Origin of the sequence: Microbacter sp. GSS18 (assembly GCA_029319145.1) — a bacterium.
In the GTDB taxonomy this organism is placed as follows: domain Bacteria; phylum Actinomycetota; class Actinomycetes; order Actinomycetales; family Microbacteriaceae; genus Microbacterium.
Genome location: CP119753.1, coordinates 579,591 through 603,110, shown reverse-complemented (window position 1 = coordinate 603,110; position 23,520 = coordinate 579,591). Strand labels below are relative to the sequence as shown.

General features: G+C 71.8%; 19 protein-coding genes and 2 riboswitches. Of the genes, 8 read left to right on the top strand and 11 right to left on the bottom strand.

Going from position 1 to position 23,520, the window contains the following annotated elements; genetic code table 11:
* Positions 1-2: 2 nt before the first annotated feature.
* From P0L94_02810 to P0L94_02785, 6 genes are all read right to left on the bottom strand, one after another.
* Positions 3-1,622, bottom strand: coding sequence for an ABC transporter substrate-binding protein (locus tag P0L94_02810; GenBank protein WES66289.1), 1,620 nt, complete (start codon positions 1,620-1,622; stop codon positions 3-5).
* 261 nt (positions 1,623-1,883) lie between these two features.
* The gene (gene gcvP / locus P0L94_02805) at positions 1,884-4,778 is read right to left on the bottom strand and encodes an aminomethyl-transferring glycine dehydrogenase (protein WES65012.1); all 2,895 of its coding nucleotides are present in this window, start codon (positions 4,776-4,778) and stop codon (positions 1,884-1,886) included.
* Positions 4,775-5,158, bottom strand: coding sequence for a glycine cleavage system protein GcvH (gcvH, locus tag P0L94_02800; GenBank protein ID WES65011.1), 384 nt, complete (start codon positions 5,156-5,158; stop codon positions 4,775-4,777). Before gcvH ends, gcvP begins: the two co-directional genes overlap by 4 nt.
* Positions 5,155-6,375: a glycine cleavage system protein T gene (locus P0L94_02795; GenBank protein WES65010.1), complete on the bottom strand. Its 1,221-nt coding sequence runs from the start codon at positions 6,373-6,375 to the stop codon at positions 5,155-5,157. The genes gcvH and P0L94_02795 overlap by 4 nt, the downstream gene beginning before the upstream one ends.
* 10 nt (positions 6,376-6,385) lie before the next feature.
* Complete coding sequence (locus P0L94_02790; protein WES65009.1) at positions 6,386-7,768, bottom strand: L-serine ammonia-lyase; 1,383 nt, start codon at positions 7,766-7,768, stop codon at positions 6,386-6,388.
* Positions 7,769-7,868: 100 nt separating this feature from the next.
* A riboswitch (glycine riboswitch) is annotated at positions 7,869-7,961 on the bottom strand.
* Positions 7,962-8,049, bottom strand: a riboswitch (glycine riboswitch).
* 96 nt (positions 8,050-8,145) lie between these two features.
* Positions 8,146-9,321: a MarP family serine protease gene (locus tag P0L94_02785; protein WES65008.1), complete on the bottom strand. Its 1,176-nt coding sequence runs from the start codon at positions 9,319-9,321 to the stop codon at positions 8,146-8,148.
* 121 nt (positions 9,322-9,442) lie between these two features.
* Here P0L94_02785 and P0L94_02780 point away from each other — a divergent pair, with 121 nt between their 5' ends.
* Genes P0L94_02780 through P0L94_02755 form a run of 6 tightly spaced genes read left to right on the top strand, consistent with a single transcriptional unit; the run spans position 9,443 to position 16,192 of the window.
* Positions 9,443-10,162, top strand: a complete 720-nt coding sequence (locus P0L94_02780) for an NUDIX domain-containing protein (protein WES65007.1) — start codon at positions 9,443-9,445, stop codon at positions 10,160-10,162.
* Between the two features lie 13 nt (positions 10,163-10,175).
* Positions 10,176-11,528, top strand: coding sequence for a quinolinate synthase NadA (gene nadA / locus P0L94_02775; GenBank protein ID WES65006.1), 1,353 nt, complete (start codon positions 10,176-10,178; stop codon positions 11,526-11,528).
* Positions 11,525-13,234 (top strand): L-aspartate oxidase, encoded by a 1,710-nt coding sequence (gene nadB / locus P0L94_02770; GenBank protein WES65005.1) that lies wholly within the window; start codon positions 11,525-11,527, stop codon positions 13,232-13,234. The genes nadA and nadB overlap by 4 nt, the downstream gene beginning before the upstream one ends.
* Positions 13,228-14,085: a carboxylating nicotinate-nucleotide diphosphorylase gene (nadC, locus tag P0L94_02765; GenBank protein WES65004.1), complete on the top strand. Its 858-nt coding sequence runs from the start codon at positions 13,228-13,230 to the stop codon at positions 14,083-14,085. The genes nadB and nadC overlap by 7 nt, the downstream gene beginning before the upstream one ends.
* A 5-nt stretch (positions 14,086-14,090) precedes the next feature.
* Positions 14,091-15,236: a cysteine desulfurase family protein gene (locus P0L94_02760; protein ID WES65003.1), complete on the top strand. Its 1,146-nt coding sequence runs from the start codon at positions 14,091-14,093 to the stop codon at positions 15,234-15,236.
* A complete protein-coding gene (locus P0L94_02755) occupies positions 15,233-16,192 on the top strand; it encodes a glycosyltransferase family 2 protein (protein ID WES65002.1) in 960 nt (319 codons plus the stop codon). Before P0L94_02760 ends, P0L94_02755 begins: the two co-directional genes overlap by 4 nt.
* Before the next feature lie 16 nt (positions 16,193-16,208).
* On the opposite strand, the gene P0L94_02750 is transcribed toward P0L94_02755, so the two are convergent.
* Complete coding sequence (locus P0L94_02750; GenBank protein ID WES65001.1) at positions 16,209-18,137, bottom strand: ABC transporter ATP-binding protein; 1,929 nt, start codon at positions 18,135-18,137, stop codon at positions 16,209-16,211.
* Between the two features lie 44 nt (positions 18,138-18,181).
* On the opposite strand from P0L94_02750, the gene P0L94_02745 reads away from it, so the two are divergent.
* Both P0L94_02745 and P0L94_02740 read left to right on the top strand, forming a co-directional pair.
* Complete coding sequence (locus tag P0L94_02745; protein WES65000.1) at positions 18,182-18,373, top strand: hypothetical protein; 192 nt, start codon at positions 18,182-18,184, stop codon at positions 18,371-18,373.
* A 90-nt stretch (positions 18,374-18,463) separates the two neighbouring features.
* On the top strand, positions 18,464-20,038 hold the full coding sequence (locus P0L94_02740) for an MDR family MFS transporter (protein WES64999.1): 1,575 nt from the start codon (positions 18,464-18,466) through the stop codon (positions 20,036-20,038).
* Between the two features lie 192 nt (positions 20,039-20,230).
* Here the strand turns inward: P0L94_02740 and P0L94_02735 are convergent, their stop codons facing one another.
* From P0L94_02735 to P0L94_02720, 4 genes are read right to left on the bottom strand one after another with little or no spacing between them, the layout of a single operon-like run.
* Complete coding sequence (locus P0L94_02735) at positions 20,231-21,067, bottom strand: DNA-formamidopyrimidine glycosylase family protein (protein WES64998.1); 837 nt, start codon at positions 21,065-21,067, stop codon at positions 20,231-20,233.
* Between the two features lie 44 nt (positions 21,068-21,111).
* The gene (locus P0L94_02730) at positions 21,112-22,344 is read right to left on the bottom strand and encodes a Dyp-type peroxidase (protein ID WES64997.1); all 1,233 of its coding nucleotides are present in this window, start codon (positions 22,342-22,344) and stop codon (positions 21,112-21,114) included.
* The gene (locus P0L94_02725) at positions 22,341-22,871 is read right to left on the bottom strand and encodes a copper chaperone PCu(A)C (protein WES64996.1); all 531 of its coding nucleotides are present in this window, start codon (positions 22,869-22,871) and stop codon (positions 22,341-22,343) included. Before P0L94_02725 ends, P0L94_02730 begins: the two co-directional genes overlap by 4 nt.
* Positions 22,868-23,509: a copper resistance protein CopC gene (locus tag P0L94_02720; GenBank protein ID WES64995.1), complete on the bottom strand. Its 642-nt coding sequence runs from the start codon at positions 23,507-23,509 to the stop codon at positions 22,868-22,870. The genes P0L94_02725 and P0L94_02720 overlap by 4 nt, the downstream gene beginning before the upstream one ends.
* Between the last annotated feature and the right edge of the window lie 11 nt (positions 23,510-23,520).

The window sequence follows — 23,520 nt, the reverse complement described above, 5'->3', positions numbered from 1 at the left end:
GGCTACTCGGCCTTGGTGATCTGGTCGTAGAGTGGAACCGAATCCCAGCCGAACGCGACGTTCTCGACCGTGTCGGCGTAGCCGCCTACCACGTTCTGGTACCACAGGGGAATGGCGGGCAGATCCTCCAGCAGGACCTCCTGGGCCTGTTGGAACAGGGCGTTCTGCTCATCGAGGTCGCCGTTCGAGATGCCCTCCGAAAGGAACGCGTCGAACTCGGCGCTGGAGTAGTCGCCGTCGTTCGAACCCGCGTTGGTCGCGTACAGCGGCCCGAGGAAGTTGTACAGACCGGGGTAGTCGGCCTGCCAGCCGGTGCGGAACGCCGTCTCGATGGTGCCGGCGTTGACCTCGGTGCGCAGCGTCGCGAAGTCGACGTACGGATCGCCGTACGCCTCGATGCCCAGCACGTTGCTGATCGAGTTCGCCGTCGCGTCGACCCATGCCTGGTGCGGCCCGTCCGAGTTGTAGGCCAGCTCGAATGTGCCCGACCACGGCGAGATCTCATCGGCCTGCGCCCACAGATCCTGCGCCGCCTGCTCGTCGTAGACGAGGACGTCGGCACCCTCGAGCGAGTCCGACCAGCCGGCGATGACCGGCGAGGTGAAGTCGCTCGCGGGCGTGCGCGTGCTCTGGAAGATCGTCTCGGTGATCGCCTCGCGGTCGATGGCCATCGAGATCGCCTGGCGCCGCAGCTGACCCTCTTCGCCCGAGAAGTGCTCGAGGCGCTCCGGGATCGTGAACGACTGGAAGATCGCGGCGGGCTGATTGACCGCACGGTCGCCGAGGTCCGACTCGAAGGTCGCCAGCGCCGACTGCGGCATGAGGTCGATCACGTCGACCACACCGCCCAGAAGATCGGCATACGCCGCGTCGGGCGTGGCGTAGAAGACGATGCTCAAGCCCCCATTGGCCGGCTGCCGCCCACCCTGGTAGTCCTCGTTCACGACCAGGTCGATCTGCACATCGTGCTGCCACGCATCCTCGGACGCGAGCTTGTACGGACCGTTGCCGACCGGGTTCTGGCCGAATGCGTCGATGTCCTCGAAGGCGACGTCGGGCAGCGGAGAGAAGGCCGGGTATCCCAGGCGCAGCGCGAAGTCCGATGCCGGCTTGTTGAGGGCGATCGTGAACGTGTAGTCGTCGACCTGCTCGAGCCCGGTCAGCTCGGAGTCCTCGTCCCAGCTGAAGCCCTCGATGTCTTCGAAGAAGTAGCTGTTGAGCTGAGCGTTCGACAGCAGCGCGCCGTAGTTCCAGGCATTGATGAAGTTGTCGGCCGTGACCTCTTCGCCGTCGGTGAAGGTCTGTCCCTGCTTGAGGGTGACGGTCAGGTGCTGAGGGTCATCGACGGTGATGTCCTCGGCCATGTCGTTGACCGGGTTGCCGTCGACGTCGTAGTAGATCAGTCCCGCGAAGATCGAGGTGAGGATCTTGGCGCCGCCGGTCTCGTTGGTGTTGGTCGGGATCAGCGGGTTCTCGGGTTCGCTGCCGTTGGTCACGATGACGGCGGACGAATCACCGGTCGCATCCTCGTCGCCGCCCGAGTCGCCGGAGCAACCCGCGAGCGCGAGTGAACCCACGGCCATGAGGGCTGCCGTGCCGAGTGCGCGCTTGCGCCATTGCATTTTGGTCACGATTCCTCCTGAGGCAGGCATGACGATGCCCCGAAGGACGTGCACTTCCCCAGAGGCGCGTTTCGCTTGCGTCGACCATGGCACGCCCGGGACGATCTGGCAATACCCATGGCGCCCGACGCGTAGCGCTCCGCCCGACGGCTCTCCGAAACAGGAGAAATCGCGAGAGCAGGAGACCCCGGTGGGAATCGTCCTGTTCTCGCGATTTCTCCTCCGCTCGCGTGACCCGAACGGTGCGGGTGCGACGTGCTGCTACGCGAACGCCTCGATCGGCGGGCAGGCGCACACGAGGTTGCGATCGCCGTAGGCCTGGTCGATGCGGCGCACCGGGGGCCAGTACTTGTTCCGCACGAGCGTGTGCACGGGGTACACGGCGGTCTCGCGCGAGTAGGCGTGCGCCCACTCCCCCGCCACAACCGACTCGGCGGTGTGGGGGGCGTTCACGAGCGGGTTGTCGTCGGCCGGCCACACGCCCGCCGCGACGGCATCCGCCTCGGCCTTGATGGCGATCATGGCGTCGATGAAGCGCTCGATCTCCCCGAGGTCCTCGGACTCGGTCGGCTCGACCATGAGCGTTCCGGCGACGGGGAACGACATCGTCGGCGCGTGGAAGCCGTAGTCGATGAGACGCTTGGCCACGTCGTCGACCGTGACCCCGGTCGCTTCGCGCAGCGGCCGCAGGTCGAGGATGCACTCGTGCGCGACCAGGCCCCCCTCCCCGGCGTACAGCACCGGGTAGTGGTCCTTCAGCCGATGAGCGATGTAGTTGGCCGACAGCACCGCGGCGGCCGTGGCCTGCTTGAGCCCCTCGAGCCCCATCATGCGCACGTAGGCCCACGAGATCGGGAGGATCGATGCCGAACCGTACGCCGCGGACGACACCGGACCCCCATCGAAGACGTGGCCGCCGGCGTGGTCCTTGCGCTGCGCGAGCGGATGCGACGGCAGATGGGGCGCCAGGTGGGCCTTGGCCGCGACCGGCCCGACGCCGGGTCCGCCACCGCCGTGCGGAATCGCGAACGTCTTGTGCAGGTTCAGGTGCGACACGTCGCCGCCGAGGTCGCCGAATCGCGCGTAGCCGAGCAGCGCATTGAGGTTCGCGCCGTCGACGTACACCTGACCGCCGGCGTCGTGGACGGCCTGCGTGATCTCGAGCACTTCGTGCTCGTAGACGCCGTGCGTGGACGGGTAGGTGATCATGAGGGCCGAGAGCTCGTCGGCGTTGGCCGCGATCTTGGCGCGCAGATCGTCGAGGTCGACGTTTCCGGCCTCGTCGCACGCGACGACGACGACCTTCATGCCCGCCAGCACGGCGGAGGCGGCATTGGTGCCGTGCGCCGACGACGGGATGAGGCACACGGTGCGCTGGGTGTCGCCGTTGGCGTGGTGGTAGCCGCGGATCGCCAGGAGCCCCGCGAGCTCGCCCTGCGATCCGGCGTTCGGCTGGAGTGACACCGCGTCGTAGCCGGTGACCTCGGCCAGCCACACCTCGAGCTGCTCGATCATCGCGAGGTAGCCGTGCACGTCGGCCTCGGGCGCGTACGGGTGCACGCGCGAGAACTCCGGCCACGACACCGCCGCCATCTCGGTCGCCGCGTTGAGCTTCATGGTGCACGAACCCAGCGGGATCATGCCGCGGTCCAGCGCATAGTCGCGGTCGGCGAGGGTCTTGAGGTACCGCATCATGGCGGTCTCGGAGCGGTGGGTGTTGAACACCGGATGCTCGAGGAACGGGTCGTCGCGGCGCAGCTGCGACGGGACGCCCGCGAGCGGCGTGGCGCTGTCGAAGGGCAGCGCGCGCTCGCCCTGGTCGCCTGCGCCGACGAACTCGCCCTCGGGCAGGCCGAAAGCCCACGCCACGGCGGCGAGGTCGTCGGCCGTGGTGGTCTCGTCGACCGACACGCCGACGGTGGCGTCGTCCGCCCAGAACAGCTGGTAGCCGCGGTCCCGCGCGCGGTCGACGACCCGCTTCGCGGGTCCGGGCGTGGTGACGCGGATCGTGTCGAAGAACGCCTCGTGCGCCACCGACAGGCCGTACTCGCGCAGACGTCCCGCGAGCGCCTCGGCCTTGCGTGCGACGTCGGTGGCGATCGCGGTCAGACCCGACGGGCCGTGGTAGACCGCGTACATCGCGGCCATGACCGCCAGCAGAACCTGCGCCGTGCAGATGTTCGACGTCGCCTTCTCGCGGCGGATGTGCTGCTCGCGCGTCTGCAGCGACAGCCGGTAGGCGGGGTGGCCTGCGGCGTCCTGCGACACGCCCACGAGGCGACCGGGCAGCTGGCGCTCGAGGCCCGAGCGGACGGCCATGTAGCCGGCGTGGGGCCCGCCGAAGCCGAGCGGCACGCCGAAGCGCTGGGTCGTGCCCACCGCGACGTCGGCGCCCATGGCTCCCGGCGAACGCAGCAGGGTCAGCGCGAGCAGGTCCGCCGCGACGACCGCGAGGCCTCCCCGGTCCTTGACCGCGGCGATGGCCTCGGACGGATCCCACACGCGGCCGGAGGCGCCCGGGTACTGGATGAACGCGCCGAACGCCTCGTCGTCCCCCGCGTGCGCGGTGTAGAACGACGTGTAGCGGATGCGGATGCCGAGCGCCGCAGCCCGGTGCTCGAGCAGGGCCTTGGTCTGCGGCATCGCATCGGCGTCGACGAGGAAGACGTCCGATCGCACCTTGGAGGCGCGCCGCGCGACGAGCATGCCCTCGACGACCGCGGTCGACTCGTCGAGCATCGACGCGTTCGCGGTCGCGAGGCCGGTGAGGTCGGTCACCATCGTCTGGAAGTTGATGAGCGCCTCGAGGCGACCCTGCGAGATCTCGGGCTGATAGGGCGTGTACGCGGTGTACCAGGACGGGTTCTCGAACACGTTGCGGGCGATGACCGACGGCGTCAGCGTGTCGTGGTAGCCGAGACCGATCATGGGGCGGGCGGTGCGGTTCTGCGACGCCAGCAGGCGCAGTTCGGCCAGCGCCTCGGCCTCGGTCGCAGGGGCGGGGATGTCGCTCGTCGCGCGCGGGGCGACCTGGATGGACGCCGGCACCGCCGTGGTCACCAGGTCGTCGACGTCGGCGTAGCCGAGCGCGTCGAGCATGACGCGCTGCGCATCGGCATCCGTCCCGATGTGCCGTTCGGTGAAGGCGCCGGTCACGCCTCGCCGCCCGTGAGTTCGAGATAGGCGGCGCGGTCCATGAGGTCCGCCACCGCGGCCGGGTCGACCGTGATCTTGATGAGCCAGCCCGCGCCGAACGGGTCGGAGTTGACCAGCGACGGGTCCGCGTCCGCGGCGTCGTTGGCCTCGACCACCTCGCCGGTCAGGGGCGCGTAGAGCTCGCCGACGGACTTGGTCGACTCGATCTCGCCGCACACCTCGCCCGCCGTGACGGCCGTGCCGGCGGCGGGGAGGTCGACGAAGACGACGTCGCCGAGCTTGTCGGCGGCGTAGTCGGTGATCCCGACGGTGGCGGTGTCGCCGTCGAGGGCGATCCACTCGTGCTCGCCGGTGTACTTGAGGCTGTTGAGGTCGGTCATTTCTTCCTCCGGTAGAAGGGCAGGGCGGTCACGGTCGCGGGGATGCGGTTCCCCCGCACGTCGATGAAGAGGCGGGTGCCGGCGGCGGCGGTCGCCGGCGTGACGTAGGCCATCGCGATGGGGTGGCCGAGGGTCGGGCTGAGCGCGCCGCTGGTGATCTCGCCGACGCGGGCGGCGTCGGCGTCCGCGCCGTCGAACACGCCGTAGCCGGCACGGCCGGCGCGTCGGCCCTCGGCTTCGAGGCCCACGAGGACGGGCGCGTCGGCGGGCGCCGCGGGTCCGGCCTTGCCGACGAAGTCGTCCTTGTCGGCTGCGACCGCGCGGCCCAGGCCCGCCTGCGCGGGCAGCACGTCGAGCGAGAGCTCATGTCCGTACAGCGGCATGCCCGCCTCCAGCCGCAGCGTGTCGCGCGCGGCGAGGCCCGCGGGCACCAGGCCGCGCGGCTCGCCGGCGACCAGCAGCGCGTTCCACAGGCCAGTTGCCGCGGCGTGCGAAACCAGCAGCTCGAACCCGTCTTCGCCGGTGTAGCCCGTGCGGGCCACGAACAGCGGCGAACCGTCGAAGGTGCCCGCCGCCCACGCGTAGTAACCGAGCTCCTCGACGGGGGGCGTGATTCCCGCGATGCCGGCGGTCGCTTCGATCACCGAGCGGGCCGCGGGGCCCTGGACGGCGATGAGCGCGAACTCGTCCGACGCGTCCTCGACGGTCGCGAACTGCGGATCGGTCCCGCCGATGCGCAGGAACCCGTCGGCGGCGTCCCCCGAGACCCGCTCGCGCCGGTACGCCGCGGCCACCGGGGCACGGCCCGCACGGTCGGCGAGCGCGGCCGCGACGGCATCGCGGTTGCCGGCGTTGGCGATGACGAGGAACCGGTCGTCGGCCAGGCGGTAGACGATGACGTCGTCGACGATGCCGCCCGACTCGGCGAGCACCAGCGAGTACTTCGCCTTGCCCACCCGCATCGTCGAGATCCGGCCGGCGAGCGCGAAGTCGAGGAACGCCCCGGCGGGCTCGCCCTGGACGACGAACTCGGCCATGTGCGAGATGTCGAACAGCCCCGCGGCTTCGCGGACTGCGCGGTGCTCGGCGAGGTCGGAACTGTAGCGGACCGGCATCATCCACCCGCCGAAGTCCGTGAAGGCGGCGCCGAGCGCCTCGTGGACACCGCGCAGCGAGGTGTACCTCGCCGGCGACCGGTCGTCTTGCGTCTCGCTCATGCGGACCCCCTCAGCATTCCACCACGTTGACGGCGAGCCCGCCCAGTGCGGTCTCCTTGTATCTGTCGTTCATGTCGCGCCCGGTCTGGCGCATCGTCTCGATGACGGCGTCCAGCGACACGCGGTGCCGGCCGTCGCCCCACATCGCCATGCGGGCGGCGTTGATCGCCTTGCCCGCCGCGATGGCGTTGCGCTCGATGCACGGGATCTGCACGAGGCCGGCGACGGGATCGCACGTGAGCCCCAGATTGTGCTCCATGCCGATCTCGGCGGCGTTCTCGACCTGCTCGGGCGTTCCGCCGAGAACGGCCGCGAGGGCGCCGGCGGCCATGGAGCACGCGGAACCCACCTCGCCCTGGCAGCCGACCTCGGCGCCCGAGATCGACGCGCGGGTCTTGTACAGCGCGCCGATGGCGGTGGCGGTCAGCAGGAACTCCACCGCGATGTCGTCGCGGTCGCGCCCGGCCCGCGCCGCGGGAGAGTAGTGCGCGGCGTAGTGCAGCACGGCAGGGATGATGCCGGCGGCGCCGTTCGTGGGCGCCGTGACGACGCGCCCGCCGGCGGCGTTCTCCTCGTTGACGGCGAGGGCGACGAGGTTCACCCACTCCTGCGCGAACGCCTCGGAGCGGTCGGGGTCCTCGCGCTCGAGCCGCGCGTGCCAGGCCGGGGCGCGACGCGCGACACCCAGTCCGCCCGGGAGGATGCCGTCCGACGCGATGCCTGCGGCGACGCACTCCTCCATGACGTCGCGGATGCGCAGGATGTCCGCGCGCACCTCATCGCGGCTGCGGCGGGCCGACTCGTTGCGCCACGCGATCTCGGCGATGCCGACGCCTTCCGCCGCGCACAGCGCCAGCAGCTCCGCGGCGCTGGCGTAGTCGTGCGCGGCGGCCGGACGATCGTGGGCGGCCGGCGTCTCGCCCTCGCGCACCACGAAGCCGCCGCCGACCGAGAAATACACCGCCTCGTCCACCACGGAGCCGTCGGCGGCCGCCGCGCGCAGGCGCATGCCGTTCGTGTGGGTCGGGAGGACGGTCCGCGGGGACAGGCGGATGTCCGAGGTGCGCAGCGCGACATCACGACGGCCTCCCACCCGCACGATGCCGTCCCGCTCGATGCGCTCGGCGCGCGCGACGACCTCGTCGCCCGAGACGAGTTCGGGGCGGCATCCCTCCAGGCCGAGAAGGACGGCCGTGAGCGTGCCGTGACCGGCTCCGGTCGCCGCGAGCGACCCGTACAGCTCGACGTCGACGTGTGCGACGACCTCGAGCGCGTCCGGAGTGAGTCGGGACACGAAGTCGTGACTCGCCCGCATCGGCCCCACGGTGTGGGAGCTGGACGGGCCGATGCCGATCGAGAACAGATCGGCGACGCCGAGGGCGGTGGCGCTCATCCGCCGACCTGCGCGCCGAACGATGTCGTGTGCAGGTGCGGTGGTGCGGTGACGTGCATGAGGAACTCCTTGTCGAGGACATCCGACGGATGGTGAGAGTTCCTCCCGCTCTGTCATCGGCCTGAGAGTTTCCGCGCATCGTCGTGCGCTTGCCCCGTCGGCGGGAGCCATGCGGCTCCGCTTTCCAGAGTGACCTGTCGCCACGGTACGTGGGCCTGAGAGATTCCGGGAGGAGTTGCTCCTACGGCAGCCGCTGTGCGGCGTTCTCCCGTGGCGGGTTGTCGGTCGGTTGAAGTTGTGCGTCCACTCTACCGGGATCGGCGCGGCCTCGACGACCCCGGGTCCGCGGACGGTCGGGGGTTGCGCCGGCTCGCGGGTCAGGTCGTGCAGGACCCGGTCGACACGGGCTGCTCGAGGTCGTCGGCCTGCGCGAGGACCGGCAGCAGCTCGGTCGTCGTCATGGCGTAGCCGATGTCGCGGCCGTCGTCGGCACGGGCGAACACGACGCCCACGACGTCGCCGGTCGTGCTCAGCAGCGGTCCGCCGGAGTTGCCGGGAACGATCGTCGCCTGCAGCGCGTAGATGTCGCGCGGGGCGCTGGAGCCCTGGTAGATGTCGGGCACCGGGGTGCTGGCGACCGACAGGACGCGCGCCGAGCCCATCTCGAACGGTCCGCCGTAGGGGTAGCCCTGGACGACGGCGGGATCGCCGATCGCGAGCGGCGCCGTCACGGACAGCACGGCGCCGTCGAGACCGTCGACCTCGATGACGGCGATGTCGTCGACCGGGTCGAAGTAGACCACGCGCCCCTCGCGCGCGGCCCGGCCCGGCAGTTCGACCACGGGCGTCTCGACCCCGGCGACCACGTGCGCGTTGGTGACGACGAGGTCGGTCGCGGCGACGAATCCGCTGCCGGTCGAGCTCGTGCCGCACGCGTACGCGACGCCCGAGATGCGGGCGACCGAGGCCGCGGCGGACTCGAGCTCGGGAGAGTCCAGCGCGATCGCCGGCAGCGGCTCGCCGCCGGTGTCGGGCACGACGAGGATGCCCAGGCGCGGGATGCCCTCGTCGAGCACGGCCGCGCGCAGCTGGGCGAGGGTGGTCTGCACGGGCGGCGGTGTGAGGTCGTCGATGGTGCGCAGCACCACGGAGGATCCGAGCGCCTGCGCGACGACGGGCATGCCCGTCGCGGCGATCCCCTGACCGACGAAGGATGCCGCGAGCGCGGCCACGACGACGCCCGCGACACCGCCGAAGAAGCGGTCGGCGCCCCGGAGCGGAGTCTTGTCGACGCCGCTGCGCAGCGCCTCGCCGACGGCGCCGCCGATCGCGGCCCCCGCGACGAGCAGCACGATGGTGCCGCCGATGACGACGATGCCGCGCCAGGCCTGGCTGGGCAGCGCGTCGTTGACGAGCGGGATCACCCACAGAGCGCCGAAGGCGCCCGCGACCAGTCCGATCAGCGACCCGAGGCTGGCCAGCAGTCCTCGCTGGAGGCCCACGGCGAGCGCGATGACGAGCACCCCGATGAGGATGATGTCGATCACCTGCACGCGTGCTCCTTTCGGGGATGGCCAGGCTACAGACCGAGGCTGGGAGAACGTCGGCGTTCGGGACGCTTTGCACTTCTGGTCACGATGACACTAAGATCGCATCAGACAAGTTAGGGTCACCATGACACAAACCGACGCCGCGCCTCTCCAGGCCGTCGCGCCCGCGCCCGCGGACGCGACGCGCGTGGCCGTGTCCACCGTGATCTTCACGATCCGCCGCGATCCGCGCACCGAGCGCATGGAGCTCGCGCTGCCCCTGGTGCGTCGCACACGCGATCCGCACGAGGGGCTGTGGGCGCTCCCGGGCGGCTGGCTCGACGTCCGCGAGAGCCTCGAGGCGGCGGCCTCCCGCACCCTCGCCGAGACGACGGGCCTCGAGCCCAGCTACCTCGAGCAGCTGTACGCCTTCGGGGCCGTCGACCGCTCCCCCACGCGCACCGTGTCGATCGTGTACTGGGCCCTCATCCGCGCCGACGAGATCCCGGATGCCGGGATCGAGAACACCGCGTGGTTCGACGCGGCGTCCCTCCCCCGTCTCGCGTTCGACCACAGCGAGATCGTCGACTACGCGCTGTGGCGTCTGAGCAACAAGGTCGGCTACAGCCGTATCGCACACGGCCTGCTGGCCGACGAGTTCACGCTGGCCGAGCTGCGCGAGGTGTACGAATCGATCCTCGGACGTCGTCTGGACCCCGCGAACTTCCGCCGCCAGGCCGAGAACTCCGGAACCCTCATCCCCACCGACCGCTTCCGCACCGGAGCGCATCGCCCGGCGCGGCTGTATCGGTATGACCAGGACCTCGAGCTCGCCGAACGCGGGCCGCTGTCCATCCGCCAGTGAATCGAGTACTGCCATGCCCGCTGTCAACCTCAACCTGATGCCGCGCACCGAGATCGACCCGTCCGTCGATCACGAGATCCAGGCCATCGTCTCGGGCGCCGAAGTGGGCGAGACCTGCAACACCGACCTCGCCGCCGGCCCCTGGAACTTCGACACCCGTCCCGGCTACGGCCCGGGATCGTCGATGGGAGACGTCATCCCCACCGGCGCACCCCGCCAGGGAGAGCTGCCGCTGGAGTACCGCGAAGCGACCGAAAAGGAGCTCGACGAGCGCATCCGCGCCGCCAAGCAGACCCTCGGCGACCGGCTCGTGGTCCTCGGGCACTTCTACCAGCGCGAAGAGGTCGTACGTCACGCCGACTACGTCGGAGACTCGTTCCAGCTCGCGAACGCGGCGCTCGAACACCCGGATGCCGAGGCCATCGTTTTCTGCGGCGTGCACTTCATGGCCGAGACCGCCGACATGCTGTCGCGCCCCGAGCAGTCGGTGATCCTGCCGAACCTCGCCGCCGGCTGCTCGATGGCCGACATGGCCGACATCGACCAGGTCGAGGAGGCCTGGGAGCAGCTCGAAGAGATCTACGGCGACATGGACGCGAAGGACGCCGACGGCCTGGTGCCGGTGATCCCGGTGACGTACATGAACTCCTCCGCGGCCATCAAGGGCTTCGTCGGCCGTCACGGCGGCATCGTATGCACGTCGTCCAACGCGCGGACGGTGCTGGAGTGGGCCTTCGAGCGCGGCCGCCGCGTGCTGTTCTTCCCCGACCAGCACCTGGGCCGCAACACGGCGAAGGCGATGGGCGTGCCGCTCGAGCACATGCCGATGTGGAACCCGCGCCGGCCCTTCGGCGGCTCCACCGAGGAGCAGCTCCAGGACGCACGCGTGATCCTGTGGCACGGCTTCTGCTCGGTGCACCGACGGTTCAGCGTCGACCAGATCGACAAGGCCCGTGCCGAGCACCCCGGCGTGCGCGTCATCGTGCACCCGGAGTGCCCCATGGAGGTCGTCGACGCCGCCGACGAGGCCGGCTCCACCGACTACATCCGCCGCGCGATCGAGGACGCCGCCGAGCCGACCACCTTCGCGATCGGCACCGAGGTGAACCTCGTCCAACGCCTCGCGGCCCAGAACCCGCAGCACGAGATCTTCTGCCTCGACCCGGTGGTGTGCCCGTGCTCGACGATGTACCGCATCCACCCCGGATATCTGGCGTGGGTGCTCGAGCGACTCGTCGGCGGCGAGGTCGTCAACCGCATCGAGGTGGCCCCCGATGTCGCCGAGCCCGCCCGCGTGGCGCTCGAGCGCATGCTCGCCGCCAAGCCCCCCGCAGGCCGCGTCGAGAAGTCCGGAACCCCCGCATGACGACCCCGCACGTCATCGTCGTCGGATCGGGCATCGCCGGTCTGACCGTGGCCCTTCACGCCGTCGAGCGCGGGTGCACCGCGACGCTGGTGACCAAGGACGTGCTCGAGCACGCCAACACCCGCTACGCCCAGGGCGGCATCGCCGGGGTCATGTTCGACGACGACCGCGCCGAGGACCACGTGCGCGACACCATCACCGCCGGGACCGGCCTGAACGATCCGGAGGCCGTGCGGGTTCTCGTCGACGAGGGCCCCGACCGCATCCGCGAGCTCGTCGCCCTCGGCGTCGCGTTCGATCGCGGCGACGACGGCGCGTTCGTGAAGGGGCTCGAGGCCGCCCACTCCTACCCCCGCATCCTGCACGCCGGCGGCGACGCCACCGGCACCGTCATCGAGAAGGCGCTCGTGGCCCGGCTGCGCGCGAGCCGCGTCGAGGTGATCGAGCACGCGTTCCTGGTCGACCTCGTGCGCGACGGCGGCCGGGTCGCCGGCGTCGACCTGCTCGTCGGCGAGCGCGAGGCGGCGGATGCCTCCGCCCCCGTCCCCGGGCGTCCGGTGCACATCGCGGCCGACGCCGTGGTGCTCGCCACGGGCGGCGCGGGTGAGCTCTACGCGCACTCGACGAATCCCGCCGTGGCGACCGGCGACGGCATCGCGGCGGCCATCCGCGCCGGTGCCGCGGTGGCCGACCTGGAGTTCTTCCAGTTCCACCCCACGATCCTCGCCGTGGGCGAGGCGTTCCTGGTCTCGGAGGCCGTGCGCGGCGAGGGGGCGGTGCTGCGGGACGAGGGCGGCCGCCGGTTCGCCCTCGACGCCCACCCGGACGGCGAACTCGCACCGCGCGACGTCGTCGCCCGCGCGATCGCGACGGCGATGGACCGCCAGGGCGGACGCCCCGTGGTTCTGGACGCGACGGCGCTGCACTCGGAGGACATCGACGAGCGCGCGGCATTCCTCGCCCGCCGCTTCCCCACCATCGACCGCGCCGTCCGCGAGCGCGGACTCGACTGGGCCCGCGAGCCGATCCCGGTGACACCCGCAGCCCACTACCTGATGGGCGGCGTCGTGACCGATCTCGACGGACGCACCTCGGTGCCCGGGCTCTACGCCGTCGGCGAGGTCGCCCGCACCGGCGTCCACGGCGCGAACCGCCTCGCGTCGAACTCGCTGCTGGAGGGCGCCGTGTTCGGCGCGCGCGCGGGCGACGCGATCGCGGCCGATGCGGCGGCGGGCTCGTGGCCCGACGCGTCGCGCTTCGCCTCGCCCCGGCCGCCCGCGGCCGCGGAGTCGGGCGCACCCGAGACGGTGGCCGTCGATCGGATGCCCGACGAGCCCGGCGACATCCCGGTCTTCGACCGCCGCGCCCTGCAGGAGCTGATGTGGGAGGCCGCGGGGCTCGTTCGCGACGAGGCCGGCCTCGCGCACGCCGCCGACGTGATCGCCCGCTGGCGCCGGGTGACCCGGGCTCCGCGCAGCGAGCGCGAGTTCGAGGACGAGAACCTGCTGCTGGTCGCCGAGCACCTGGTCGACGCCGCCCGCGCCCGCCGGGAGTCCGCCGGCGCGCACTTCCGCTCCGACGCCGCTGACCGAACTCCACGGATCCCGGCGCCCTCCGCCGCTCCGGCCCTCGTCGACGGCCCCGCTGACGCGAATCCGTGGAGTTCTGCACCGCGGCCCGAGAAGCTCGGGAGCATCGCATGCTGACCCGCACCGTCATCGACCGCACCGTGGCCGCCGCGCTCGACGAGGACGCCCCGTGGGGCGACGTCACGTGCGAAGCGCTCATCCCCGAAACCGCGCACGCGCAGGCCGACCTCGTCGCGCGCGAAGCGGGCATGTTCAGCGGCGGCGAGGTGTTCGCGGCGGCGTTCGCGCTGACCGACCCGGCGATCGACGTGCGACTCGTCGTGCGCGACGGGGAGAGCTTCGAATCCGGCGCGCTGCTGGCGACCGTGGCCGGCCCCGCCCGCGCCGTGCTCACCGCCGAGCGGGTGGGCCTGAACTTCGTCCAGCGCATGTCGGGCATCGCGACCCTCACCGCGCGCTACGTGGCCGAGGTCGCCGACACCGGCGCGCGCATCGCCGACACGCGCAAGACCACCCCCGGCCTGCGCGCGTTCGAGCGCCACGCCGTCGTCAGCGGCGGCGGCCACAATCATCGCCATTCGCTGTCGGACGCCGTCATGGCCAAGGACAACCATCTGGCCGTGCTCGCCCAGCGGGGCCTGTCGGTGACGGCCGCGCTGCAGGGCGCCATCGCCCGGCTGCCGCACACGACGCACGTCGAGGTCGAGGTCGACCGGCTCGATCAGATCGACGCGGTGCTCGCGGCCGGCGTCGGCACGATCATGCTCGACAACTTCTCGCTCGCCGACATGCGCGCAGGCGTCGCGCAGATCGCCGGCCGCGCGATGGTGGAGGCGTCCGGCGGCGTCTCGCTCGACACGGTCCGCGCGATCGCCGAGACCGGCGTCGACATCATCTCGGTGGGCGCGCTGACGCACTCGGCGCCAGCACTGGATCTCGGCCTCGACGTCCGGGTCTCCGACTCCTGACCGGCATGCTCTACCTCGACAACGCCGCGACCACGCCGATCCGACGCGAGGTGCTCGAGGCGATGACGCCGTACCTGACACAGGTCTTCGGCAACCCCTCGAGTCATCACACCGTCGGCGAGCAGGCCGCGGCGGCACTCGACGACGCGAGACGGCGCGTCGCGCGGGTGCTCGGCATGCGCCCGGGCGACGTCGTGTTCACCTCGGGCGGCACCGAGGCGAACAACCTCGCGATCAAGGGCATCGCGCTGGCCGCGTGGCAGCACCGCGGGGCCCGGCACGTGGTCACGTCGCCGATCGAGCACGAGTCGGTGCTCGAGTCCGCCGCCTACCTGCAGCGGTTCCACGGGTTCGAGATCACCTACGTTCCGGTGGATGCCCGCGGGCGCGTGGATCCGGATGCCGTCGCCGACGCGCTGCGGGCCGACACCGCCCTGGTGAGCCTCGGCTACGCGAACAACGAGATCGGCACGGTGCAGGACGTGCCCGCGATCGCCGCCGTCTCGCGGGCCCGCGGCGTGCCGCTCCACATCGATGCCGTGCAGGCGGCCGGGTGGCTGCCTCTCGCGGCCGACGAATTGGGCTACGCCGCGATCGCGGTGGCCGGCCACAAGATCGGCGCCCCCAAGGGGACCGGGGTGCTCGGCATCCGGGGACGCGTGCCCCTCGAGCCGCTCATCCACGGCGGCGGCCAGCAGCGCGAGCGCCGCAGCGGCACGGAGGACGTCGCGGGAGCCGTCGGGCTCGCGGTCGCCCTCGAGCTCGCCGAGGCCGAGCGCGCCGACGCCGCCGCCCGCGTCGCGCCGCTGCGCGACGCGTTCATCGCCCGCGTGCTGGCGGACATCCCCTCGGCGCGCCTCACCGGTGATCCGCTCGACAGGCTGCCGGGGACGGCGAGCTTCACGTTCGAGGGGACGAGCGGGGAGGCCGTGCTGCTCGAGCTCGAGCGGCGCGGCATCGTCTCCTCGAGCGGCTCGGCGTGTGCGGCGGGCAGCGACGAGCCGTCGCACGTGCTCGTCGCGCTGGGGATCGCCCCGGACATCGCGCGCACCTCGGTGCGGTTCACCTTCCCTCGGTCGCTCCAGGCATCGCTCGATCAGGTCGCCGACGCGCTCGAGGCCTCGGTGACGGCCGTACAATCGGGCGCGTGACCGCGCCACACGACCCGATCGTCACGGTGGTCGTCCCCGGATTCGACGTCGAGGAGTACGCGGGCGAGGCGATCGCATCGCTCGAGGCTCAGACGTTCCGGGCGTGGACCGCGATCCTCGTCGACGACGCATCGTCCGACGCGACCGGAGCCGTCTTCGACGACGCCGCGGCGCGCGACCCGCGGTTCCGTGTCGTGCACCTGGACCGGCGCCTCGGGCTCGGCGCGGCACGCAACGCGGGTCTCGATCTCGTCACGACGAGCCTCGTGGGCTTCCTCGACGCCGACGACCGGCTGCGGCCCGACGCGCTCGACGCGCTCGTGCGAACCATCACCGCGAGCGGCAGCGAAGTCGCGGTGGGCGCGTACGTCCGGCTGCGTCCGTCCGGCGCGGGCGCCTACGAGCCGGGCGACGTCCAGCCGTGGGTGGCCGCCGCGACCCACCCCGGCCGCACCGGCACCTCGCTGGCCGAGCACCCCGACCTCGCCGGGAACATCGTCGCGTGGTCCAAGCTCAGCCGCATCGACCTGTGGCGACGTGAGGGTGTCCGCTTTCCCGAGGGCCGGGCGTACGAGGACCAGGTCGTTGCCCAGCTGCTCTACACGCGCGCCCGCGGCATCGACGTCGTGCCCGACGTGGTGGTCGAGTGGCGCGAGCGCGCCGACGGGTCCTCGATCACCCAGCGCACCGCGGACCCGGCGATCCTGACGGACTACCTCGATGCGCTGCGTGGCGGCATCGCGGTTCTCGAGTCCGCCGGCCTCGACGCCGCCGTGCAGTCGCGCGTCGCCCTGATCCAGCACCTCGACCTTCCGCCGCTGCTGACGATCGCGCGGGATCACCCCGACGACCGGTACCGGCGGATCCTCGGGTCCTTCGTGCGCGACCTGCTCGCCCGCGATGCGGACCCCGTGACCGACCTCACGCAGCCGACGGCCGCCGCCACCCTCTGGTGAGAGCGAGCCGACGCGGTCAGCCCGACCGGCCCGACTCCGCGGCCTCCTCGGCGTCGATGACGCGCGATGCCGCCAGCTGCTCGGCCGCGAGATCGGCGTAGAGTCCCCCCGCCGCCAGCAGCTCGGCGTGCGTGCCGGTCTCGACGATGCGGCCCGCCTCGACCACGTGGATCCGGTCGGCGCCCACGACGGTCGAGAGCCGGTGGGCGATGGTCAGGGTGGTGCGCCCGCGGGCGGCCGCATCGATGGCGTCCTGCACGACGCGCTCCGACACGGTGTCCAGCGCCGATGTCGCCTCGTCCAGCAGCAGGACGGGCGGATCCTTCAGGAGCACGCGCGCGATCGCGATGCGCTGCTTCTCGCCGCCCGACAGCCGGTAGCCGCGCTCGCCCACGACGGTGTCGTACCCGTCCTCGAACGCGTCGATGACGTGGTGGATGTTGGCGGCGCGGCATGCCGCCTCGATCTCGGCGTCCGAGGCGTCGGGCTTGGCGTAGCGGAGGTTCTCGCGGATGCTCGCGTGGAACAGGTACGTCTCCTGCGAGACGATGCCGACGTGGTCGATGATCGACTCCTGCCGCAGCCGGCGCACGTCGGCGCCGGCGAACATCACGCTGCCGCCCGTCGCCTCGTACAGACGCGGCGTGAGGTACAGGATCGTGGTCTTGCCGGCGCCCGACGGCCCCACGAACGCCACGTGCCGCCCCGGCTCGGCGACGAAGCTCACGCCGTCGAGCGTCGCGCGGGCGTCCTGCCCGGCATCCGGGTAGCGGAACACGACATCGCGGAACTCGATGCGCCCCACCGGCCCGGGCGCCTCGTCGACGTCGATCGCGTCCGGGGCATCGGTGATCGCCGGGACGAGGTCGAGGTACTCGAAGATGCGGGCGAACAGCGCCGACGAGGTCTGCAGGTCGAGTGCCACGCGCATGAGACCCATGAGCGGCATCAGCAGGCGCGCCTGAACCGTCGTGAAGGCGACGATCGTTCCCGCCGTGATCGTGTCGGCGCCACCGACCACGAAGTAGCCCGCGACCAGGTAGATCACCGCCGGGACGCTCGCCATCATCACCTGGACGACCGCGAAGAAGCCCTGCCCGCTCATGGCGCGGCGCACCTGCAGCCGCACCTGGTTCACGTTCTCGTCGCCGTAGCGGGCGGACTCGGTCCGCTGGCGGTTGAACGACTTCGACAGCAGGATCCCCGACACGCTGAGGGTCTCCTGCGTGATGGCGGTCAGCTCCGACAGCGATTCCTGCGTCTCGCCCGCGATGCGCGCGCGCACCTGGCCGACGCGCCGCTGCACGATCACGAGGAAGGGCATCATCACGACCGCGATGAGCGTGAGGCGCCAGTCGATGATGACCATCGCGACCAGGGAGGCGATCACGGTGACGGCGTTGCCGAGGATGCTCGTGACGGTGTTCGTGAGCACGCCCGACACTCCGCCGACGTCGTTCTGCAGCCGCGACTGGATGACACCCGTCTTGGTGCGGGTGAAGAAGCCCAGCTCCATTGCCTGCAGGTGGTCGAACAGGCGCACGCGAAGGTCGCCGGTGACGCGGTTGCCGACCGTCGAGGTCAGCCACGTCTGCACCACGCCGACGGCGGCCGACAGCAGGAACAGGCCGATCATCGCCCCGACGAGCTCCCACAGCAGCGGGATGTCGGGCGAGCCGCCGTCGAGCGGGAACAGCGCATCGTCGAAGACGCGCTGGACGATCAGCGGAGGGATCACCGCGATCGCGGCGCCGGCGATCACCAGCAGCGCCGTCACCGTGATCCGGCCGGTGTACGGGCGGAACAGCTCGACGACGCGGGCGCCGAGGCGAGGGATGCGCGGCGCCTGGGCGTTCAGCCGCTTCTGCGCCTCGATGTCGACCCCTCGGAACGCCGGCGGCCCCCCGCCGTGGCCGCCTCCGCCGCCACGCATGCCCATGCTCATGAGGGCCCAGCCTATCCGCGCCCGAAGACACTAGGCTCGGCCCTATGAGCGGCAACGGCGACATCCCCGACGGCGAGGACCTCGAGGCCCTCCGCGAAGAGATCGACGAACTGAAGAAGATCCCCGAGGAGGAGCTGATCAGCCCCCTCCCCACGGAGGCCCTCCGCGACGAGCCCACCCCCGAGCCGACCGACGCGATCGGCTCCGAGGATTGGGGCGCGCCCGACGGCGACTGACGTCGCCGAACGACCCGGTCCCCGCGTCGCGCCGCGGCGTGCGGCGGGCGCCGGGAATGTCCCACGTGCGTGCGAGGTTATCCTGAACGCTTGCCATCCTCGGGTGGCTTCGCCGGAATCGACGGGCCGTGGGGGATGGGCATGACAGCGACAGGGACGAGCGGCACGGGCAGCATCCCGGTCCCCGCGGCGTCGGGGCAGAGGCTCAGCGCCGAGCAGAGCCGCGTCATCTGGTTGCTGCTCGCCGCGGCCTTCGTCGCGATCCTCAACGAGACGACGATGGGCGTGGCGATCCCGCACCTCATCGACGACCTGGGCATCACGGCGCTCGCGGCGCAGTGGCTCACCACGGCGTTCATGCTCACGATGGCCGTGGTCATCCCCATCACCGGGTTCCTGCTCCGCCGCTTCACGACGCGCGCGATGTTCATCGCCGCGATGTCGCTGTTCTCTCTGGGAACCCTCATCGCCCTGCTGGCTCCCGGCTTCGAGGTGCTGCTGGTCGCCCGCGTCGTCCAGGCGTCGGGCACGGCGATCATGATGCCGCTGCTCATGACGACGCTCATGGAACTGGTCCCGCCCGCCTCGCGCGGTCGCATGATGGGACGTGTCAGCGTCGTGATCTCGCTCGCGCCGGCCATCGGGCCGACGCTGTCGGGATTCCTCCTGGACGCCGTGGGCTGGCGCTCGATCTTCGGCGTGGTCCTCCCGATCGCCCTCCTGGCGCTGCTCGCCGGTGCCCGCTGGGTGGTCAACCTGGGCGAGACGACGCACGCGCCCATCGACGTGCTGTCGGTGGTGCTGTCGGCGTTCGGGTTCGGCGGACTCGTCTTCGGGCTGAGTCAGATCGGCGGCGCCGCCGGGCACGGTGGCGAGACCGCGTCGGAGGCTGCGGCCGGCGCCGTCTCGGCGGTGGCGCTGTGGGTCTCGCTGTCGGTCGCCGCCGTGGCGCTCACGCTGTTCGTGCTCCGCCAGCGTCGTCTGCAGCGGATCGACGACGCGCTGCTGGATCTCCGGGTCTTCCGCTCGGCCAACTTCACGCTCGCGATCGTCCACATGCTCGTCATGTCGATAGCGTTCTTCGGGACCATCACGCTGCTGCCGCTGTTCATGCAGAGCGTGCTGGGCGTCTCGGCGCTCGAGACCGGGCTGGTCATCCTGCCGGGTGCGCTCGTCATGGGTCTCGCCGGCCCCGTCATCGGCCGGATCTACGACCGGTGGGGCACCCGCGTCCTGCTGATCCCCGGCACCGCCCTCACGAGCGCGATGCTGTGGTTCTACACGACATACGACGCATCGACGACGGTCATCACCATCGCGATCGCGCAGACCGTTCTCTCCCTCGGCCTGGCGATGTCGTTCACACCCCTCTTCACGGCCTCCCTGGCGTCGCTCGACCGCCGGTTCTACTCGTACGGATCGGCCGTGCTGGCGACCACACAGCAGGTGGGCGGCGCCGCGGGCATCGCCCTGCTGGTGACCATCTTCTCCGGCGTCACGGCGGCCGGCGTGGCCGCGGATCTCGGCGAGCAGGCCGCGGGCGTGGCCGGGACGCACGCGGCGTTCCTGCTGGCCGCGATCGTCTCGGTGCCGCTGCTGATCAGCGCGTCGCTGATCCGGAAGCCCGACGAGTCGGGCGAGGAGCTCCCCGCCGGGACGCACTGATCCGGGCGGGGCGCGCTGACGCGATGCTCAGCCGCAGCAGCCGCCGCCGCAGCACGAGGCGCCCTCGTCGGAGGCGAGCAGGTTCTTCTCGTCGGGGACGGGCTGGAGCGAAGGCGTGGGAAGCGATGACGTCGACATGCGCTCCATGCAACCACATCCCGCGGCGGGCGGGCGCGCCGGCGGCGCCGGATCTCACCCACTGAGCGGGACACCACCGGTCTGACACCCCGGGCAGTACTGGGCGGAGGCCTTCGACCCCGGGATGTCGGCGATCGCGGTGCCGCACACCGGGCAGGGCTCCCCCGTGCGCCCGTGCACGCGCATGGCTGCGACCTTGGCCGCCTTCTGCTGTGCGATCGGGATGCCGCGCCGCGCCGCGGCAGCACCCGCGAGCACCGAGCGGACCGCATCGTGGAGCCGGTCCCGCTCGGCGGCGTCGAGATCGGCGGCGTGCGCGATCGGAGACAGCCGCGCTGTGTGGAGGATCTCGTCCGAGTACGCGTTGCCGATTCCGGCGATGCTCTGCTGCTCCTGCAGCAGCGCCTTCAGCTGCTTGCGCCGCGCGCCCAGCGCGCGGTCGAAGTCCGCGCGCGTGTACGCCGGACCGAGCGGATCGGGGCCGAGCCGCGCGACGGCGTCGACCTGGGCCGCATCGTCGGCGGCGGACACGGCGATCGACAGCCACTCCCCCGCATCCGTCGCCTCGAGCGTCGTGCCGTCATCGAGGCCGAACCGCACGATGGCCGGAGAGTCGTCCTCGCCCGCAGCGTCCTCGTCCCCGGCCGGGCGCACGCGCATCCATCCGGCGCGTCCGAGACTCACCACGAGATCGCCGCGCGCGGTCAGCAGCGCGACGTGCTTGCCGAAGCGACGGACCCCCGTCACGACAGCCCCCACGAGCGACGTCGACGGCCGGTCGCGGCTCTTCCAGGCACGGAACTCCATCACGTCGATCCCGGTGATGCGGCGCCCGCGGAGGGCGGCATCGAGGAAACCGACGAGCGCGTCCACCTCGGGAGACTCCGGCATGACCTCATGGTGCCATCCGGGCGGATGCGCGGACACCCCGGAGATCAGGCCAGCAGCGTCTCGCCGACATAGCCGTCCGCCCGGCATCCGGGCGGGATGGCGAAGACCGCCGAGCCGATGGGCGTCGTCCACCGGTTCAGCAGGTCGAGCTCGTCCAGACGCCTCTGGATGGGCACGAACTGGCGGTCGACATCGGCCTGGAACGACACGAACACCAGGCCCGCGTCGGAGATCTCCCCCGTCGGCGGCGACTCGTCGTAGTTGTAGCCCCGCCGGAAGATCCGTTCGGACCCGTCCTCGCTGCGCGACCGCCGCATGTGCGAGAACTCGGGGATCACCGGGAACCCGATCGCGTCGGTCGCGGCGAAGTCGGGCTCGTCGTGCTCGTCGGTGCCGGTCAGCGGCGCGCCCGTGGCGAGCGTGCGGCCGACCGACTGCTCGCGACCCGGCCGGTCCAGCTCGTCCCAGCCTTCGAGGTCCATGGCGATGCGTCGGACGACCATGCCCGTGCCTCCGGCGAGCCAGCCGTCGGAGCTCCACACGACGCGGTCGAAGTCCGCGGTGCCGGGTGCCGGGTTCGCGGTCCCGTCGACCTGGCCGAAGAGGTTCCGCATCGTCGTGCCGGGGGCCACCGACCCGTGCGCGCGACGGAAGCCGATCTGGGTCCAGCGAACCGCGGCGAAGCTGCGGGCGTCCTTCAGAAGCATGCGCGAGGCGTGAGCGACGGTGAGGGCGTCGTCCGCGGCGATCTGCAGCAGCAGATCGCCGCCGTCGTGGGTCCCCGCCAGCCGGTCGATCGAGAAGGCGGGGAGCGGCCGCAGCCACGCGGGGCCCTCGCCGCCGGCCCGCTCGACGAAGCCGGGCCCGAATCCGAAGGTGACGGTGAGCCGCGCCGGCGCGACGGCGAGCTCCGGCTCGGAGTCGGCCAGCGCCGGCTCGCCCTGCGTGAGACGACGGGCATCGTCGGTGAGGATCCGCATGAGGCGTCTGAGACCGTCGCGGTCGACGTCGTCGTTCAGATCGAACGCGACGAACAGGCCGTGCGCCTGCGCGTCGGTGTCGATCCCGGCCTGGTGGACCCCGTGGAACGGGACCGTGACGGTGCCGTTCAGCGGCGCGGCCGCCGAGGCCGTCGCCTCGGCATCCGTTGCCGACAGCGCGTAGTCGATCCCGATCGCCGCCGCGGCACCGGCCCCGACGACAGCCCCTCCGAGGAGGAACTGCCGCCGGGTCGACGCCGCCCGACCGGGGCGCGGTGCCCGGTCGGAGCGCTTCACTCGTCCATCTCCGTGTCGTCGCCGCCGACGTAGTTCTCGTTCGCGCCGGTGTAGTCCTTCACCGGGGCGGTGAACTCCAGCGTGGACTCGTCGGCGAACGTCAGCGTGACGGTGACCTCGTCGCCGGCCACGAGCGGACCGGTGAGGCTCATCAGCATGATGTGGTCGGCACCGGGCTCGAGCGCCCGGGTGCCGCCCGCCGCGATGAGGAAGCCGCCGTCGACTTCGCTCATCGCCATCTCGCCGTCGTCGCCCATGGCCGTCTCGTGCAGCTCGACCATCGCGGCCGCGTCGGTCGATGCCGCGACGACGGTGACGTCGGCGGCGCCGTCGTTCGTCAGCGCGGCGAAGGCGCCCGTCATGCCCTCGTCGGCGGCCTTCACCCACGCGTCCGAGACGGTGACGGTGTCGGCCTCGGCCAGGGCAGGGGCGGTGTCGGCGTCGGCGGCCGAGCCGCTCGCGCAGCCGGTCAGGGCGAGAGCGGCGGCGAGGGCGAGAGCGCCGAGGCGGGTGGTGCGTGCGATCACAGGAGTTCCTTTCGGTCTTCCGACCCGGCCGCGTCGGCCGAGGGGTCGGAGCCGCCGGCGACTCTCGCGCGGCGGCGGATGAGGGTGAAGGCGGCGAATCCGGCGGCGGCCACGGCCGCCCCGGCTCCGCCGATCAGGACGACACGCGGGATGCCGCCCTCCTGTGTGATCTGAGTCGGCGTGGCGCCGGCGGCCGAGCCGTCCCCGGCTCCGGAGCCGCCCGCCGCATCCGCGGACGCATCGCGAACGAGCGGATCGGCGTCCCCCACGGTGAACGGGATGAGGCCGCTGATGGGATGCCCGTCGGCCGACACGACGCGCCAGCGCACCTCGTAGCCGGCATCCGGCATCCCGTCCGCCAGGTGCGCCACGACGGTGCCCTCGCGGACCTCGAGTTCGCCATCGACCCAATCGGCGCCCGACGCATCGGCGACGACGATCACCGCACCGATCGTGAGCACCTCGTCGGAGAACTCCAGAGTGACCTCGGCGGGCGCCGCGGCGAGCGCGGCATCCTCGGCCGGGTCGCTGCGGACGAGATCATCGTGGGCGGATGCCGGAGCGGCGGTGCCCAGCGCGAACGCCGCGGCGAGCGCGGCGCCGGCGGCCAGGCGCGACAGAAGACGGACGGCGGACATGTGGGACCTTC

Excerpts from the sequence above, each read along its gene's own strand:
- P0L94_02810 (WES66289.1), bottom strand. The coding sequence starts at position 1,622 with ATGCAATGGCGCAAGCGCGCACTCGGCACGGCAGCCCTCATGGCCGTG.
- P0L94_02750 (WES65001.1), bottom strand. The coding sequence starts at position 18,137 with ATGAGCATGGGCATGCGTGGCGGCGGAGGCGGCCACGGCGGGGGGCCG.
- nadA (WES65006.1), top strand. The coding sequence starts at position 10,176 with ATGCCCGCTGTCAACCTCAACCTGATGCCGCGCACCGAGATCGACCCG.
- P0L94_02760 (WES65003.1), top strand. The coding sequence starts at position 14,091 with ATGCTCTACCTCGACAACGCCGCGACCACGCCGATCCGACGCGAGGTG.
- nadC (WES65004.1), top strand. The coding sequence starts at position 13,228 with ATGCTGACCCGCACCGTCATCGACCGCACCGTGGCCGCCGCGCTCGAC.
- nadB (WES65005.1), top strand. The coding sequence starts at position 11,525 with ATGACGACCCCGCACGTCATCGTCGTCGGATCGGGCATCGCCGGTCTG.
- gcvH (WES65011.1), bottom strand. The coding sequence starts at position 5,158 with ATGACCGACCTCAACAGCCTCAAGTACACCGGCGAGCACGAGTGGATC.
- P0L94_02790 (WES65009.1), bottom strand. The coding sequence starts at position 7,768 with ATGAGCGCCACCGCCCTCGGCGTCGCCGATCTGTTCTCGATCGGCATC.
- P0L94_02720 (WES64995.1), bottom strand. The coding sequence starts at position 23,509 with ATGTCCGCCGTCCGTCTTCTGTCGCGCCTGGCCGCCGGCGCCGCGCTC.
- P0L94_02735 (WES64998.1), bottom strand. The coding sequence starts at position 21,067 with ATGCCGGAGTCTCCCGAGGTGGACGCGCTCGTCGGTTTCCTCGATGCC.
- P0L94_02780 (WES65007.1), top strand. The coding sequence starts at position 9,443 with ATGACACAAACCGACGCCGCGCCTCTCCAGGCCGTCGCGCCCGCGCCC.
- P0L94_02745 (WES65000.1), top strand. The coding sequence starts at position 18,182 with ATGAGCGGCAACGGCGACATCCCCGACGGCGAGGACCTCGAGGCCCTC.
- P0L94_02795 (WES65010.1), bottom strand. The coding sequence starts at position 6,375 with ATGAGCGAGACGCAAGACGACCGGTCGCCGGCGAGGTACACCTCGCTG.